Raw genomic sequence first — 15,312 nt, 5'->3', positions numbered from 1 at the left:
CCTCGATCGAGGCAACTTCTCCATCCTAGAACAAATTTTATTTCTTGGCAAGTCTACGACTCGCAAGTCCTGAAAATCTTTCCGGATGTTCACCTCAAAGTCGTTTCCGTCCTTGAGGCGACAAGCAAATAATCTATGCCATTTACAGCGGGCACGCAAGCCCGCGCGACGTGACCTTCGCAACACATCGACTTGCGCGCCACATCAGCAACCGACGTACACCTCGGCCAGCTACTCACTCACTGGAGCAACGAGCTCTGGCCCGTCGTTGCGCACATTACCCACGGCACGCGAAACCCGGTACCGCTCAACGCGATCCACATCAACTGCCTGCAGCGCAACGTCGAGAATACTCAGGGCCTCCCCCTTTGTCTCCACCTGCTCGCACCACCGGTCGACCCCCTCCCGGTCCAGCATCAGAGGCATGCGGTCATGCACATCCACTAAATGGCCCTGGGACGGCATCGTCAGTATCGTCGTTGAGACGTACCAGCCTTCGGTTACCCGCGGATCGGTCTCAGGAATACCTAAGGCATCACATTTTGCAAACTCATATAAGCCAGCCAAAAACAACCAGCCGTCGCCGTGCATGAGCCACGGAGTTTTTTCACCGTCTTCTACTGCCCATTCGTAATAGCCGCTTACAGGAACGACACATCGGCGGCGCGCAAAAGCAGAACGAAACATGGGTTTATCCGCAACAGTCTCGCTACGCGCATTAAAAGCACGGAAGCCAATTTTCAGATCCTTAGCCCAACCAGGAACCAAACCCCACCCGGCGGTCTCCAAACACCTAAGGATTTCACCCGTATCGCTCACCGAATCGCAAACAATAGGTAGCGCCGAACCCGGGGGCACGTTATAACGCGGCGAAAACGCGTACCGCTCATGCTCAACTCCCAGCTCGCGACCAATGTCAGCCGGGTCTGAAGCCATGTTTAAGCGTCCGCACACACCTCGATCGTGGCACGAGACGACATTCGTGGCAAGATCATTCGTCATAAGGTGGGAACGCCAAGGAGGTTACCCAGTGACGCACTTTGACCCGCTTGAAGAAGCTAAGCGCAAATGGATCGACGACGGAAACAGTGAATTTGCAGACGGCATGTCATTCGTCACGTCGATCATGCGTTCGCATCAAATCATGCTGGGGCGCGTTGAAGCGGTTTTGCGCCCTATGAATCTTACGTTCGCTCGTTACGAACTCCTCACACTTCTTCGCTTCACAAAGACCGGAAAACTTCCCACCTCTAAGGTTTCTCAACGTCTTCAAGTCCACCCCACAAGCACCACCAACGCCGTTGACCGCCTCGAGAAAGCCGGACTCGTCACGCGCGAGACACACCCGAACGACAAAAGGACAACCCTGGTCTGCCTCACAGAAGAAGGGCGCGAACTCTCTGAGCGTGCAACCGTCGCCCTCAACGAGAAGGTCTTCGCCTCCCCCGGCCTCGACCCAGAAGATCTCACGCGCGCCCTCGAGCTACTCGCCAAGCACCGGAAAAGTTCAGCCCATTTACTTTGACGTCCAACTAAATGCGCATACCATGGTGACCAACACCACGAATTGGAGGTTCCATGGCGCACCCAGCCGCTGCACTCACTTTTGGACTGACAGACGATCAACGCGAAATCGCCAACATGGCGCGCACTTTTGCCGACGAAATGATCGCACCCCACGCACTTGAATGGGACGAAAACCACCACTTCCCCGTCGACGTCATCAAACAGACGGGCGAACTTGGGATGGCGTCCATCTACGTATCCGAAGAATCCGGAGGCTCAGGACTCGGGCGCATGGACGCCGCCCTCATCTTCGAAGCGCTTTCAACCGCATGCCCCGCGGTAGCCGCCTACATTTCCATCCACAACATGGTCGCCTGGGTACTCGACAAGTTCGCCGATGAGGACCAGAAACAGCGGTGGCTCACACCCCTCACCAACTTCGACAAGCTCTCCAGCTACTGCCTCACAGAACCAGGCGCCGGCTCTGACGCAGCGGCTCTTGCCACCTCGGCCCGCCTGGACGGTGACCACTACGTCCTCAACGGTGTCAAACAGTTCATCTCCGGGGCAGGATCCTCTGACTCCTACCTCGTCATGGCACGCACCGGCGACGTCGGCGCAAAAGGCATCTCCGCATTCATGATCGACAAAGACACCCCAGGGCTGTCCTTTGGCACGAACGAAAAGAAAATGGGCTGGCGCGCGCAACCCACCCGCCAGGTCATGCTCGACAACGTGCGGGTTCCCGTTGAAGACCGTATTGGCGACGAAGGAACCGGTTTCAAGATCGCCATGTCGGGCCTCGACGGAGGACGCCTCAACATTGGAGCCTGCGCACTCGGAGGAGCCCAGTCCGCACTCGAAAAGGCCGTCACCTACATGAGCGAACGCCAGGCCTTTGGCGCAGAACTCAACCAGTTCCAAGCACTGCGCTTCGAAGTTGCTGGAATGCAGGCCGACCTGGAAGCCGCACGCTCCTTCCTCTGGAGGGCGGCCTCGGCATATGACGCCAACGACCCCAACACAACCCTGCTGTCAGCGATGGCCAAACTGAAATCCACCGATATCAGCTTTGACGTGGCAAATCGCGCACTGCAGATCTTCGGCGGATACGGCTATCTGGCAGAGTATGGAGTGGAGAAACTGGTTCGCGACCTGCGTGTCCACCAGATTCTTGAAGGAACGAACGAAATCATGCGCGTCATCATCTCGCGCAAGAGCACAGGAGTTGCCTAAATGTCGGAAGCAAGCGAACCGCAAGTAATTGTCAGCGTCGACAACGGTGTAGGACGCATCGAACTGAACAAGCCCAAAGCGATTAACGCACTGGGCGTGGACATGATCAACACCGTCAACGAAGCGCTGGGCGCGTGGAAGGACGACGATTCAGTCCGCGCAGTGCTCATCACGGGTCGCGGTGAACGCGGTCTGTGCGCCGGTGGTGACATCAAAGCGATCTACAAAGCAATCACCGAAGGCAGTACAGACAACGCGAAGTTCTTCCGTCACGAGTACTTCATGAACTACACGCTTGCTGAATACCCCAAGCCTGTCATCGCTATCATGAACGGCATCACGATGGGTGGCGGTGTGGGGATTTCCGCACACGGCTCGGTCCGTATCGTCACCGACTCCACCAAGATCGGAATGCCCGAAACCACGATCGGCCTGTTCCCTGACGTTGGCGCAACCCACATTTTGGCGCGCATGCCTCAGCACGTGGGCATGTACCTGGGTCTGACCGGTCTTCCGATTGGCGCAGGTGGCGCAATCGCGTACGGGCTGGCTGACTACTACGTGCCGGACGCCTCGGTGCCTGAGTTGGTTAAGGCTCTCGCGGAAAACTCAGGAGACGTCGCCGAGGTCGTTGCTCAGTTCGCGCAGGACGCACCTGCCGTTGAGCTCGCCGACGATGTTTCTTGGATCGCTGAGTGCTTCGCGAAGGACTCGCCACAAGAGATCGTGGAAGCGCTTCGTTCGCACGAATCGGAGAAGGCGCAGTCTACGGCTGATCTTCTGGCAACCAAGTCACCACGGTCAGTTGCTGTGACGTTTGAACTGATCCGCCGGGCGGCGTCAATGTCGCTCGCCGATGTTCTTGAACAGGACCTACGTACCGCGACGAACATTGCCAAGTACCCTGACCTTACTGAAGGCATCCGCGCACAGGTCATCGATAAGGACCGCAACCCCAAGTGGAACCCAGCGTCGCTTGCCGACCTGGACCCGCAGGAAGTCGAATCCATTATTACAACCCCCGTACAAGACAAGGTGTTTTCATGAGTTACGAAACAATCAAGTTCGAAACCGACAACGGCATCGCAACCATTACTCTTGACCGTCCCAAGGCGTTGAATGCGCTGAACCTACAGGTACTCACGGAAGTCACCGAAGCAGCGGCTCAGGCTGACGCAGACGACAATGTGCGTGTCATCGTCATTACCGGTGAAGGTCGCGCATTCGCAGCGGGTGCTGACATTAAAGAAATGAGCGAACTCGACTTCGCAAAGGCCTACCGTGCCGACTGGTTCGAAGGCTGGAACCGTCTGACCGCAGTTCGCAAGCCCATCATCGCAGCCGTCAACGGTTTTGCATTGGGTGGCGGCTGTGAACTTGCGATGATGTGCGACATTCTCATTGCAAGTGAAAAGGCGAAGTTCGGCCAGCCAGAAATCAACCTGGGCGTTCTGCCTGGAATGGGCGGTTCACAGCGTCTGACCCGTGCGATTGGTAAGGCTAAGGCCATGGACCTGTGCTTGACCGGGCGCATGATGGACGCTGAAGAAGCAGAGCGCACCGGCTTGGTTGCTCGCGTTGTTCCACACGATGAGCTCCTGGACACCGTGTTTGACATCGCTAAGACCATCGCAAGCAAGTCGCTCATCGCATCAGCCATGGTGAAGGAAGCCGTCAACGCTTCGTTCGAAACCACGTTGCAGCAGGGACTGCTGTTTGAACGCCGTCTCTTCCACTCCACTCTGGCCACGAACGACCAGAAGGAAGGTATGGGAGCGTTCGTCGAAAAGCGTGAACCAAAGTTCACTGACTCCTAATCCTCGCGTGGCGTAACGCGAAACATTCCAATCGCGAAACGCAGTACGCACAAGCAAAACGAGGCCACCCGTTCAACGGGTGGCCTCGTTTTGTCAGCGAACGTGACGCAGATTATAGTTCTAGGCAAACCGAACGATCGTTTATCACGGCAAGTTTTCGAAGGAGACAACTCGTGTCTGAACTCCCTGACATTTTGCGCACACCTCTTGCGGCCCCCATCATTTCTTCCCCCATGTTTATTGCCTCTGGCCCAGACCTCGTCAAAGCGCAGTGCCAGTCAGGAGTCATCGGATCGTTTCCCACCCTGAACGCTCGCCCACAAGAGCTTCTGGACGAATGGCTCACCGACATTACCGAATCCAACGCCCAGTACGCCGCGGCAAACCCCGGGGCGCCTGTGGGCCCACTCGCAGTCAATCTCATCGTCCACCGGACGAACAACCGACTTGAGCACGACCTCGGCGTCGTTGTCGACCACAAGGTGCCCGTTGTGATCACGTCCCTGGGCGCACGTGAAGATGTCATCGAAGCGGTGCATTCTTATGGTGGCATTGTTTTGCACGATGTGATTAACAACCGCTTTGCTCACAAGGCGGTTGAAAAGGGTGCGGACGGCCTCATTGCTGTGGCTGCAGGTGCTGGTGGTCACGCGGGGGCTTTGAGCCCGTTTGCGTTGGTCCGCGAGATCCGCGAATGGTTCGATGGACCGCTGGCACTGTCCGGTGCGATTGCGCACGGTCACTCGGTCCTTGCCGCGCTGGCTGCTGGCGCTGACTTCGCGTATGTGGGCTCAGCGTTCTTGTCTACACCTGAAGCCAATGTGGTTGACGGCTACCGCAACATGATTGTTGACTCCTCGGCCGATGACATTGTTTATTCCAACCTGTTCACCGGCGTTCACGGAAACTACTTGCGTGGCTCGATCGAGGCAGCCGGGTTGGACCCTGAGAACCTGCCGGTGTCTGACCCCTCTGCGATGAGCTTCGAGTCCACGGCCTCCGGTGAGCGTGCAAAGCCAAAAGCGTGGAAGGAAATTTGGGGTTCAGGCCAGGGAATTGGGCACATCACAGGTTCGGTTCCCGCCCGGGAGTTGGTTGCCAACCTGGTAAGTGAGTTTGAGGCTGCACAAGAGGACCTGCGTAACAAGCTGGCTCGCTAACGCTCCGGTGTCTTTGAGCGCCCGGCTGTGGCCGCTTACCTTTTTCTTCTGACATTCAAACGGCCGAGGTGGTAGCACCTCGGCCGTTTGAATGTCACGTGGCGTGTTTAGAAGTCCCAGTCGTCGTCTTCGGTGTTTTCAGCCTTACCGATCACGTACGAGGAACCTGAACCGGAGAAGAAGTCGTGGTTCTCATCACTACTTGGTGACAGCGCCGACAAAATAGCCGGGTTCACATCGGTCACCGTGGACGGGAACATTGCTTCATATCCCAGGTTCATCAGCGCCTTGTTCGCGTTGTAGTTCAAGAACTTCTTCACGTCTTCAGACAGTCCAACCGAGTCGTAAAGGTCGTGCGTGTACTGCACTTCGTTCTCATACAGGTCGTACAGCAGTGCGAACGTGTAGTCCTTGAGCTCGTCACGACGCTCCGTTGATTCGTTTGCCAGAGCACGCTGGTACTTATATCCGATGTAGTACCCGTGAACAGCCTCGTCACGGATAATCAGGCGAATCAGATCTGCGGTGTTGGTCAGCTTCGCGTGTGCCGACCAGTACATCGGCAAATAGAAGCCCGAGTAGAAGAGGAAGGACTCCAGCAGAGTCGAAGCGACCTTGCGCTTCAGCGGATCATCGCCACGGTAGTAGTCGACGATGATTTGGGCCTTTTTCTGCAGGTTCTGGTTCTCAGTGGACCAGCGGAACGCCTCGTCGATTTCACGTGTGTTGCACAGCGTGGAGAAAATCGACGAATACGATTTAGCGTGCACCGACTCCATGAACGCGATGTTGGTGTACACAGCCTCTTCGTGTGGCGTCAACGCATCCGGAATCAATGAAACAGCTCCGACCGTCCCCTGAATCGTGTCCAGCAAGGTCAAACCAGTGAACACGCGCATCGTCAGCAACTTTTCATCGTCAGTGAGTGTTGCCCACGACTGAACGTCGTTACTCAGTGGAACCTTCTCTGGCAACCAAAAGTTAGCTGTCAGACGGTCCCACACCTCCATATCGACGTCGTCTTCGATACGGTTCCAGTTAATCGCGTCCACATGGGACACCAACTTAAGCTTTTCGCTCATTCTTATCTCCCCTTGAAACCCGCGCGCTTACAGCATGCAGGAAACGCAGCCTTCGACCTCGGTCCCCTGCAATGCCATCTGGCGAATACGAATGTAGTAAAGCGTCTTGATTCCCTTACGCCATGCGTAAATCTGCGCACGGTTAACGTCACGTGTGGTGGCCGTGTCCTTAAAGAACAGCGTCAGCGACAGTCCCTGGTCCACGTGTTTGGTGGCCTCTGCATACGTGTCAATGACCTTCTCGTACCCAACTTCATACGCGTCCTGGTAGTACTCCAGGTTGTCGTTCGTCATGAACGGAGCCGGGTAGTACACACGCCCGATCTTGCCTTCTTTGCGGATTTCAATGCGCGAAGCGATCGGGTGGATCGATGCCGTCGAGTTGTTGATGTACGAAATTGATCCCGTGGGTGGCACGGCCTGCAGGTTCTGGTTGTAGATTCCGTACGTCGCAACGTCATCGCGAAGCGCAGCCCAATCGTCCTGTGTAGGAATGTGAACGCCGGCCTTCTCAAAAAGGTCAGCAACCTTCTGCGTGCGAGGCACCCACTCCTGCTGCGTGTACTTCTCAAAGTATTCGCCGCTTGCGTACTTGGAGCGTTCGAACCCTTCGAAGGCCACGCCACGTTCTTTAGCGATTTCCATCGAAGCGCGAACAGCGTGGTACGCCACGGTGTAGAAGTACATGTTGGTGAAATCCAGGCCCTCTTCAGAGCCGTAGTGGATTGACTCACGCGCAAGGTATCCGTGCAGGTTCATCTGGCCCAAACCAATTGCGTGCGACATGTTGTTACCGCGCTCAATTGAAGGAACCGAGCTGATATTCGACGTGTCTGAAACAGCGGTGAGACCGCGAATCGCGGTTTCAACTGTGCGACCAAAGTCGTCTGAGTCCATCGCCATCGCGATGTTGAGCGAACCCAAGTTACACGAAATGTCTTTACCCACGTGAGCGTAGGTCAGGTCTGCGTTATATTCGCTGGCTTCTGACACCTGCAGAATTTCCGAGCACAGGTTCGACATGGTGATCTTGCCGTCAATGGGGTTGGCTCGGTTCACGGTGTCTTCGTACATGATGTACGGGTATCCAGATTCGAACTGGATTTCAGCCAGGGTCTGGAAGAACTCACGCGCGCGGATCTTGGTCTTGCGAATACGCGCATCGTCGACCATTTCGTCATACTTTTCCGTAACAGAAATGTCGGAGAACGGAACTCCATAGACCTGTTCAACGTCGTACGGGCTGAACAAGTACATGTCTTCGTTCTTCTTCGCCAGCTGGAACGTGATGTCCGGAATCACCACGCCCAAGCTCAGCGTCTTGATGCGGATCTTCTCATCGGCATTTTCGCGTTTGGTGTCCAAGAACCTGTAAATGTCCGGGTGGTGAGCGTGAAGATACACAGCACCAGCACCCTGACGCGCACCCAACTGGTTGGCGTAAGAAAACGAGTCTTCAAGCAGCTTCATCACGGGGATGACACCAGAGGACTGATTCTCGATCTTCTTAATGGGTGCACCTGACTCGCGGATGTTGGTCAGGCTAAATGCCACACCGCCACCACGCTTCGACAGCTGCAGGGCAGAGTTGATGGAGCGTCCAATTGACTCCATATTGTCTTCGATCCGAAGAAGGAAGCACGAAACCAGCTCACCACGCTGTTTCTTGCCAGCGTTGAGGAACGTTGGAGTCGCGGGTTGGAAACGTCCAGCAATGATTTCTTCCACGAGGTTGCGAGCAAGTTCGCGGTCGCCACGCGCCAAGAACAAGGCCACCATGACGACGCGGTCTTCAAAACGTTCCAAATAACGCTTACCGTCGAAGGTCTTCAGCGTGTAGGAGGTATAGAACTTAAAGGCGCCCAAGAAGGTTTGGAAGCGGAACTTCTTCGAGTAGGCAAATTTCGAAAGTTCAGAGATGAACTCGAAGTCGTACTGGTCCAGCACTTCTTTTTCGTAGTATTCGTGCTCGACCAGGTAGTTCAGTTTTTCAGCCAGGTCGTGAAAGAAGACCGTGTTGTTGTTGACGTGTTGTAAGAAGAACTGGCGTGCGGCCTGACGGTCACGCTCAAATTGAATACGACCGTTTTCGTCGTACAGGTTGAGCATCGCGTTGAGCGCGTGGTAGTCCAGGTCGGTTTCCTCGCGGATGATGGTTTCTAGGTCGCGTTCATGCGCTGTCGTTGACACAGTGTTTCCAATCCTTTGTCGACTTTTTCGACGTCGTCTTGTGTTCCAAGGAGTTCAAACATATAGAGCACTGGTACCTGCAATTTTGCAGATACCAGTTTGGCTGCTCGGCAGTAGTTACTTCCGAAGTTGGTGTTTCCGGCACCTATGACCCCGACAATGTGTTCGCGGTTTACGGGCTGTGCAAGAAACTTCTTAACTTGTTTGGGAACCGACCCACGGTTGGGGCCGGCCCCATATGTTGGAGTGATTAGTACGTAGGGTTCGTGTACTTCGATCGTGTCTTCGCTGGTGAGAAGGGGAAGTCTACGACTCTCATGCGAAAGCTTCTGAACGAAGCGGTGAGTATATTCCGAAGGTGACGAGTAGTAGACAATCAGCATTTAGGCCACGCCGGATGACGAAACCGCGCCACCGCCGCTGAGCGTTGCAATTTTGTCTGGGCGGAAGCCTGACCAGTGGTCGTCGTCAGTGACGACGACGGGAGCCTGCATGTACCCCATGGCTTTAACGACATCGAGCGCATCGGTGTCAACGCTCAAGTCAATCGAGCGGTACTCTAAACCGCGAGCATCCAATGCACGGTACGTTGCAGTGCACTGTACGCACGCTGGCTTCGTGTACACGGTAATCATGTTTCTCCTCATCACGCTTGCAGATGTGTAGCCAGCTGCGGAGCCCCTTCTGCTTGGAACACACCTGAGTTAGAGGATTTCCGTTCCACGCGTAGTGCTGATACCAGCACTGGTGCTCTCATTCAGCTCAGACCACTAGATGTTGTGTCTGTCAGACACATTACCCCCATATCGTGTGTTACACCAGTGTAATTTCATGTGTGTGTTCTCACTGTGCACAGGGAGTGGAAACTGTTATCCAGGTTGTCCACACGTGTAAATAACAAGGATGTAGTTCGACTACCAGCAGGTTTGCCCATGCATTCAGTTCACTCCACACCGCGAGCTTCATCCTTCATCCACAGCTACCCACACTCAAAACCCGATTTATCCACAGAAAAAATTCTTTAAAAATTTTTGCACTCGCATCCAACGGACACCGTGCAACCATCCATAGCGGATTCGAGGAGAACTCTTCACGGCTGTTCGCGTACGTGTTTCGAGACTGACACACGTAGCTCAGCCACCTGCCACTTTTTTTCATATCCTAGAAACGACACCCCAGAAAGGAACCCATGAGTACCACATCCCAGGAAGAAGTTGCACACGCAGGCGCGCTTCTGGCCAACATCGAGTCCTATGTAGACACATATGTCGTGGGACAACAGCGACTGCGCGAAAGTCTGTTGATCGGTCTCCTCACCGGTGGCCACATTCTCCTGGAAAGTGTGCCGGGCCTTGCAAAAACTACAGCTGCTGCGGCACTTGCAGGTTCGGTCGAAGGAAAGTTCGCTCGCATCCAGTGCACTCCTGACCTCCTGCCATCTGACATCATCGGTTCGGAAATCTACAACTCAGCCACTGGATCGTTCGAAACCCGTTTAGGCCCAGTACACGCCAATCTGGTCCTCCTTGACGAAATCAACCGTTCATCTGCTAAAACTCAGAGCGCCATGCTTGAAGCCATGCAAGAAAAGCAGACCACCATTGGCGGCGTCCGCTACGACCTCCCTTCCCCTTTCCTCGTCTTGGCAACCCAGAACCCTATTGAGCAGGAAGGAACGTATGAACTTCCTGAGGCGCAGTTGGACCGCTTCATGCTCAAGGACATCCTGGACTACCCAACCCACGAAGAAGAGATCGAGATTCTCAATCGCATTGATGCGGGAGTGTTCGACTCCCAGGTTGAGTCTGCGTGTAGCGTTGAGGACGTTGTTGAGCTGCGCGCCTTTGTCAAAAAGGTTTATGTCGACCCGGCCATTTCCAACTACCTCGTCGCTATTGTCAACGCTACACGTAACCCTGAACGCTATATCGGCCCTTTGGCCCGCTTTATTGACTGTGGCGCATCACCGCGCGCTTCGATTGCGTTTACACAGGCTGCGCGCGCATTAGCTGTCATGCACGGCCGGAATTATGCCGTTCCCGAGGACGTGAAAAGTTTGGCTTTGCGCGTTCTGCGCCACCGCATCATTGTTGGTTTTGAAGGTGCAGCCGAAGGCGTGACATCTGAAACCATCATCCACGAACTTCTCCGCGTGATCCCTGCCCCATGACAACACTCCTCCCCCGCGTAAAGTCGCGCATGAACTTTCATGCACGACGGCTTACTCGACGTCTGTTAGACGGTGACTACGCCTCGGTCTATCACGGACATTCGCTCGACTTCGACGATCTTCGCGAATACGTCCCTGGCGATGAAATTCGCGACATCGACTGGAAGGCGTCTGCCCGCCACTCCACCCCGCTGGTTAAGCGATATGTAGCTCACCGCCGGCACGCGCTCATGCTCGTCGTTAACACGGGTGTGGAACTTGACGCTTCCAGTGCAGGTGGGGAGCTCAAGCGTGAACTCGCCATTCTCATGGCGGGCATGGCCGGATACCTCGCAGTCCGCCACGGCGACGACGTGAGTATGGTCTATGGTTCTTCCGGTGGCACCGGGGCTACTGATTCAGCAGGTTCTGAGGCACATCTGGAAAGCATCTTGCGGACGATCCTGCACTCACGCACGCTCGACGCTGGCGATATCAACACTCAGCTGTCGTGGGTAGCCCGGAATGTTTCTCGCCGTAAGCTTTTGTTCGTCATCAGTGACGCGGGCGTTCCGGTCAGCCCCAAACTCGTCCAACGGCTGTCCGCGCAACATGACTTCATGTGGGTCACACTCACTGACGCGGACCTGATCGCGGCTAGCCACCTCGGCGATCTCCGAGGACTGGGTGTTGGCGACGACACCAACATTCCCAAGTCCCTGCTGTCGCGCGAACTGCAGGCGGAGTACGAACGTCAGGAGGAAGCCCGCCAGGCAGAGTTTGAACATGCGCTCAAAACCGTTTCGCACGTTGAACTGTCGCACACCAAAGACACCCTCCACGAACTTCACCGACTCATGAAGAGGCACGCGAATGCTCGTCGATAAACTGCATCCGCTTCTCCAGGCCCACCCGGCCCTTCTGGTGTGCGCGATCGCGGGCATTCTGCTGGGGTTGTTGGTCTTGACGTGGCCTTTAGTTTCGCGTTTTCTTCGCAGTGGCAACAAGGACCTTGAAGTGCCTACTCACGTGCGCACCAAGTACGAATCTCAGCTGACAGCGCTTGAGGAGCAGTTCGCAGCAGAAGAGTTAAGTGGCCGTCTAGTAGCTCAAAAGCTGGGTGAGTTGGTCCGCCAGTTCGCCTTCGACGCGTGGGGACACAAGATCGACCACATGACTCTTGCTGAACTGCGACGCATGGGTCTGCGCCCGGTGGCTCACGCTGTGGAACACCTGTATGTCGCGGAGTTCGCAACAGAAGAAGCGACTGATGTGGCTCCTCTTTTCGCTGAAGTGAGAAAGCTGGTGGGAATGTGGTCCTGAAGTTTTGGTGGCTCGCGCTCATCCTTCTTGTCATTGCTGGCGTTGTGGTTCTTTTGCTTTCCCGGCCGAGGTCGCTCAAAGGTTCCGTGCCCGTCGCGTACACGCGCCGAATCACTTCCCTTCCCGGATTCGTTGCGCGTAAGCGTCGCGTTCTGATCGGCGGTCTGGCTATTGTTGCTGTGACGGTGATTGGTGGGGCAAGCGCTTTAGCTGGGATTTCTCGCCCAGTTACCACGGAGACACTCAACCCCGAACAGAAACAGCGCGATGTGATGTTGTGCCTTGACGCGTCTGGGTCGATGGCGTCGTACAACGCGAAGATTCTGGATACGTATGCCGATCTCATTAAGTCGTTTAAGGGCGAGCGGATTGGGATGACCGTGTTCAATTCGGCTGCCGTTTCGGTTTTCCCGCTGACTACTGATTACGAAATGGCCTCCGAGTTCCTCGAAGACGCTCAACTGGGTTTTGAGTCGAACGGTTTGCGCGGTATCAACTTTTATCAAGGCACTGTGGACCGGTCGATTGACGGCTCTTCGCTCATTGGAGATGGGCTCGCGTCGTGCCTGAATAACTTTGACCGGAATGACGAGGAGCGGTCACGGTCAGTTATTTTTGCTACCGACAACCAGTTGGCGGGCAACCCCATTTATGAACTTATGGAAGCGGCCGAGCTCGCTAAGAAACACAAGGTTCGCGTCTATGCGCTGGCGCCGAAAGGTTTCTTTGCCGCGTCGAAGCTCGACGAGCTCAAACAGGCAGCTGAGCTCACTGGTGGCGAGATGTTCACCATGGGTAGTGGCGGTGGTGCCCGAGGTGTCATTCAGAAAGTGCAGCAGGAAGAGGCCGCGTTGACGCCTGGCGACGCAGTGACGCTGACTCACGACCACCCAGCGATTCCGCTGAGCATCACCGGGGTCATCCTTCTCATCATTCTTGTTCTTGCGTGGGGAGTGAAACTGTGACGTTTAACCCGCTTATCCCGTTCGTTGTTTTAGTTCCCTTGGTCGTGGTGGTCATGATCGGGTGCTGTGTTGCGGCGTTTACCCGCTCCCATCAACGAGTTATGTGGTGTTTGCGCGCTGTGGTGGTTTTTATTTTGGCGACCGCGATTGCGCGTCCAGGAATTCCCACCGAGGTTGTTGTCCTCAAACAAGAGGCGTCGGCTCAGGTTTATCTGGTGGTCGATGTGACTGCCTCGATGATTGCGGAAGACTGGGATGGTTCCGAGCCACGTTTGGAGGGTTTGAAGAAAGACCTAACAGAACTGGTCGACGCGATGCCCGGGGCTAAGTTTTCGCTCATCACTTTTGGTTCGGAGTCACATGTGCGTGTCCCGCTCACTACGGATGACGCTGCTGTGAAGTCTGCGATTTCCATTTTGGCTCCGGAAATTACTCGCAGTTCAGCAGGAACTTCTCCCTTCGCGCCGGCAGAAACAGTTAGTTCTCGCTTGGCTAAGGGGCAGGAAGCGCACCCGGGTGAAGACCAGTACGTCTTCTATTTTGGCGATGGCGAAAAGACCTCTGAGAAGGGTGCTGATTCTTTCGACGGTGATTTCAACCTCGCGGGCGGTGCAGTTTTTGGATACGGCACCGAAAAGGGCGGGAAGATGAAGGAAACTCTCGACTCTTTCCTCAGCCGCGACCCCGAATACATCGACGACCCCGAAACCAGGGAACCTGCCCTGTCAAAAATTGACGAGTCGACATTGAAGAAGATCGCTTCTTCAATGGGAACCGACTATCACCACCGCACCGCGCGCTCAAAGATCACTCAGGACTACTCGGTGCCGTCTTTTGAACAGTCGTTCGTTGATAAGAAAGACCAACGCGGAGTGGATGAGCTGTTCTGGATCCCGCTCATTCTGGTGTATGCCTGGATCGTCGTTGAAACCACCATGGCGTTGAAGCGTGTACGCGAAATCGCAAGGATCGGTCGAAAATGAAGAAGCTTTCACTAGGTACGCTGATCAGCATCGTTGTGGGTCTGCTCATACTCGCTGTAGGTATCTACAGTGCCGTCGCATCCTCATTTTTAGCTCTCGCGTCGTCCGCGTATAACAAGGGAAATTATGACTCTGCGATTGCGCACGCTAAACGCTATGACTCTTTTGTCCCTTTTGACAAGCACAAAGGACCTTTCAACGTGGGAACGGCGCTTGCGGCGAAAGGCGAGCTTGACGCAGCTGAAGACGAGCTACGTACCGCACTGGACCTGACGCCTGAACGTGACGAATGTGCCGTTCGCCAGAACCTTTCCGCGGTGATTGAAGAAAAGTCGAACGTCGCGTGGGAAGCGGACCGACGCGACGAAGCGAAGAAGCTTTTAGAAGAGGCGAAGAAGATTTCGACAGACGCGCCGGAAGGGTGCCGTCAGAACCAGCAAAAGCAGAATATGGACCAGGCCGAGAAGCGCATGGACCAGACTGAACAAGAGCGTAAAGAACAAGAGGAAGAAGAGAAGCGCAAAGAAGAAGAGGAAAAGAAGAAAAAGGAACAAGAAAAGAAGGACGGTGATAAGCAGAAGGATCAAGGAGACGGCGGAGAAGAAATGAAGAAGGATAGCTCCGACGGCGGTGACGATCCAACGCAAGACGGTGACTCTGGTAATGACCCAGGCGAAGAGGATAAAGGGTCGGGTGACGGCGACAGCAACGGCGCTGGGGGTGCAGGCTCCGATCAGCCTTCTGGCAAGGGAAGCGAAGAAGGAACTGATCCCAAACAAGAGGAACTCGCTAAACGAAACGAGGATGCTCAAGGGCGCCAGAACAACGACCAGTCAAGTGGCTCTTCATGGTCCGATAAGCCGTGGTAAATACATGGCAGAATGAGGTGACACGCCTTGTG

The 15,312-nt window shown here is 55.1% G+C and carries 16 protein-coding genes; 11 read left to right on the top strand and 5 right to left on the bottom strand.

The window, feature by feature from the left end; all coding sequences use genetic code 11:
* Positions 1-231: 231 nt before the first annotated feature.
* Positions 232-936, bottom strand: coding sequence for an SOS response-associated peptidase (locus HMPREF0183_RS04635; RefSeq protein ID WP_005883284.1), 705 nt, complete (start codon positions 934-936; stop codon positions 232-234).
* Between the two features lie 94 nt (positions 937-1,030).
* Here HMPREF0183_RS04635 and HMPREF0183_RS04630 point away from each other — a divergent pair, with 94 nt between their 5' ends.
* From HMPREF0183_RS04630 to HMPREF0183_RS04610, 5 genes are all read left to right on the top strand, one after another.
* Entirely contained in the window at positions 1,031-1,525 is a 495-nt protein-coding gene (locus tag HMPREF0183_RS04630; RefSeq protein ID WP_245527106.1) for a MarR family winged helix-turn-helix transcriptional regulator, read from the top strand.
* Between the two features lie 53 nt (positions 1,526-1,578).
* Positions 1,579-2,742 (top strand): acyl-CoA dehydrogenase family protein, encoded by a 1,164-nt coding sequence (locus tag HMPREF0183_RS04625; RefSeq protein WP_005883279.1) that lies wholly within the window; start codon positions 1,579-1,581, stop codon positions 2,740-2,742.
* The gene (locus tag HMPREF0183_RS04620; RefSeq protein WP_005883277.1) at positions 2,743-3,789 is read left to right on the top strand and encodes an enoyl-CoA hydratase/isomerase family protein; all 1,047 of its coding nucleotides are present in this window, start codon (positions 2,743-2,745) and stop codon (positions 3,787-3,789) included.
* Positions 3,786-4,559 (top strand): enoyl-CoA hydratase, encoded by a 774-nt coding sequence (locus HMPREF0183_RS04615; RefSeq protein WP_005883275.1) that lies wholly within the window; start codon positions 3,786-3,788, stop codon positions 4,557-4,559. The genes HMPREF0183_RS04620 and HMPREF0183_RS04615 overlap by 4 nt, the downstream gene beginning before the upstream one ends.
* A gap of 173 nt (positions 4,560-4,732) precedes the next feature.
* Positions 4,733-5,719, top strand: coding sequence for an NAD(P)H-dependent flavin oxidoreductase (locus HMPREF0183_RS04610; protein ID WP_005883273.1), 987 nt, complete (start codon positions 4,733-4,735; stop codon positions 5,717-5,719).
* 107 nt (positions 5,720-5,826) lie between these two features.
* Here HMPREF0183_RS04610 and nrdF read toward each other — a convergent pair whose 3' ends face one another.
* The 4 genes from nrdF to nrdH are packed head-to-tail and all read right to left on the bottom strand — an operon-like array spanning position 5,827 to position 9,626.
* Complete coding sequence (gene nrdF, locus HMPREF0183_RS04605) at positions 5,827-6,801, bottom strand: class 1b ribonucleoside-diphosphate reductase subunit beta (RefSeq protein WP_005883271.1); 975 nt, start codon at positions 6,799-6,801, stop codon at positions 5,827-5,829.
* 27 nt (positions 6,802-6,828) lie between these two features.
* The gene (gene nrdE / locus HMPREF0183_RS04600) at positions 6,829-8,991 is read right to left on the bottom strand and encodes a class 1b ribonucleoside-diphosphate reductase subunit alpha (RefSeq protein ID WP_005883269.1); all 2,163 of its coding nucleotides are present in this window, start codon (positions 8,989-8,991) and stop codon (positions 6,829-6,831) included.
* Entirely contained in the window at positions 8,961-9,374 is a 414-nt protein-coding gene (gene nrdI, locus HMPREF0183_RS12475; protein ID WP_005883267.1) for a class Ib ribonucleoside-diphosphate reductase assembly flavoprotein NrdI, read from the bottom strand. The genes nrdE and nrdI overlap by 31 nt, the downstream gene beginning before the upstream one ends.
* Complete coding sequence (gene nrdH, locus HMPREF0183_RS04595; protein WP_040348029.1) at positions 9,375-9,626, bottom strand: glutaredoxin-like protein NrdH; 252 nt, start codon at positions 9,624-9,626, stop codon at positions 9,375-9,377.
* A gap of 554 nt (positions 9,627-10,180) precedes the next feature.
* Here nrdH and HMPREF0183_RS04590 point away from each other — a divergent pair.
* Genes HMPREF0183_RS04590 through HMPREF0183_RS04565 form a run of 6 tightly spaced genes read left to right on the top strand, consistent with a single transcriptional unit; the run spans position 10,181 to position 15,280 of the window.
* Entirely contained in the window at positions 10,181-11,161 is a 981-nt protein-coding gene (locus tag HMPREF0183_RS04590) for an AAA family ATPase (RefSeq protein ID WP_005883263.1), read from the top strand.
* Complete coding sequence (locus HMPREF0183_RS04585) at positions 11,158-12,027, top strand: DUF58 domain-containing protein (protein ID WP_005883262.1); 870 nt, start codon at positions 11,158-11,160, stop codon at positions 12,025-12,027. Before HMPREF0183_RS04590 ends, HMPREF0183_RS04585 begins: the two co-directional genes overlap by 4 nt.
* Complete coding sequence (locus tag HMPREF0183_RS04580; RefSeq protein ID WP_005883260.1) at positions 12,014-12,463, top strand: hypothetical protein; 450 nt, start codon at positions 12,014-12,016, stop codon at positions 12,461-12,463. The genes HMPREF0183_RS04585 and HMPREF0183_RS04580 overlap by 14 nt, the downstream gene beginning before the upstream one ends.
* Positions 12,454-13,428, top strand: coding sequence for a vWA domain-containing protein (locus tag HMPREF0183_RS04575; protein WP_005883258.1), 975 nt, complete (start codon positions 12,454-12,456; stop codon positions 13,426-13,428). The genes HMPREF0183_RS04580 and HMPREF0183_RS04575 overlap by 10 nt, the downstream gene beginning before the upstream one ends.
* Positions 13,425-14,411: a VWA domain-containing protein gene (locus tag HMPREF0183_RS04570; RefSeq protein ID WP_005883256.1), complete on the top strand. Its 987-nt coding sequence runs from the start codon at positions 13,425-13,427 to the stop codon at positions 14,409-14,411. Before HMPREF0183_RS04575 ends, HMPREF0183_RS04570 begins: the two co-directional genes overlap by 4 nt.
* On the top strand, positions 14,408-15,280 hold the full coding sequence (locus HMPREF0183_RS04565) for a hypothetical protein (RefSeq protein ID WP_005883254.1): 873 nt from the start codon (positions 14,408-14,410) through the stop codon (positions 15,278-15,280). The genes HMPREF0183_RS04570 and HMPREF0183_RS04565 overlap by 4 nt, the downstream gene beginning before the upstream one ends.
* The last annotated feature ends 32 nt before the right edge of the window (positions 15,281-15,312 follow it).

The sequence above is a fragment of the Brevibacterium mcbrellneri ATCC 49030 genome (genome assembly GCF_000178455.1).
GTDB classification, from domain to species: Bacteria; Actinomycetota; Actinomycetes; order Actinomycetales; family Brevibacteriaceae; genus Brevibacterium; species Brevibacterium mcbrellneri.
Note: the sequence above shows the minus strand (reverse complement) of the source record. Positions and strands in the feature narration are given on the sequence as shown.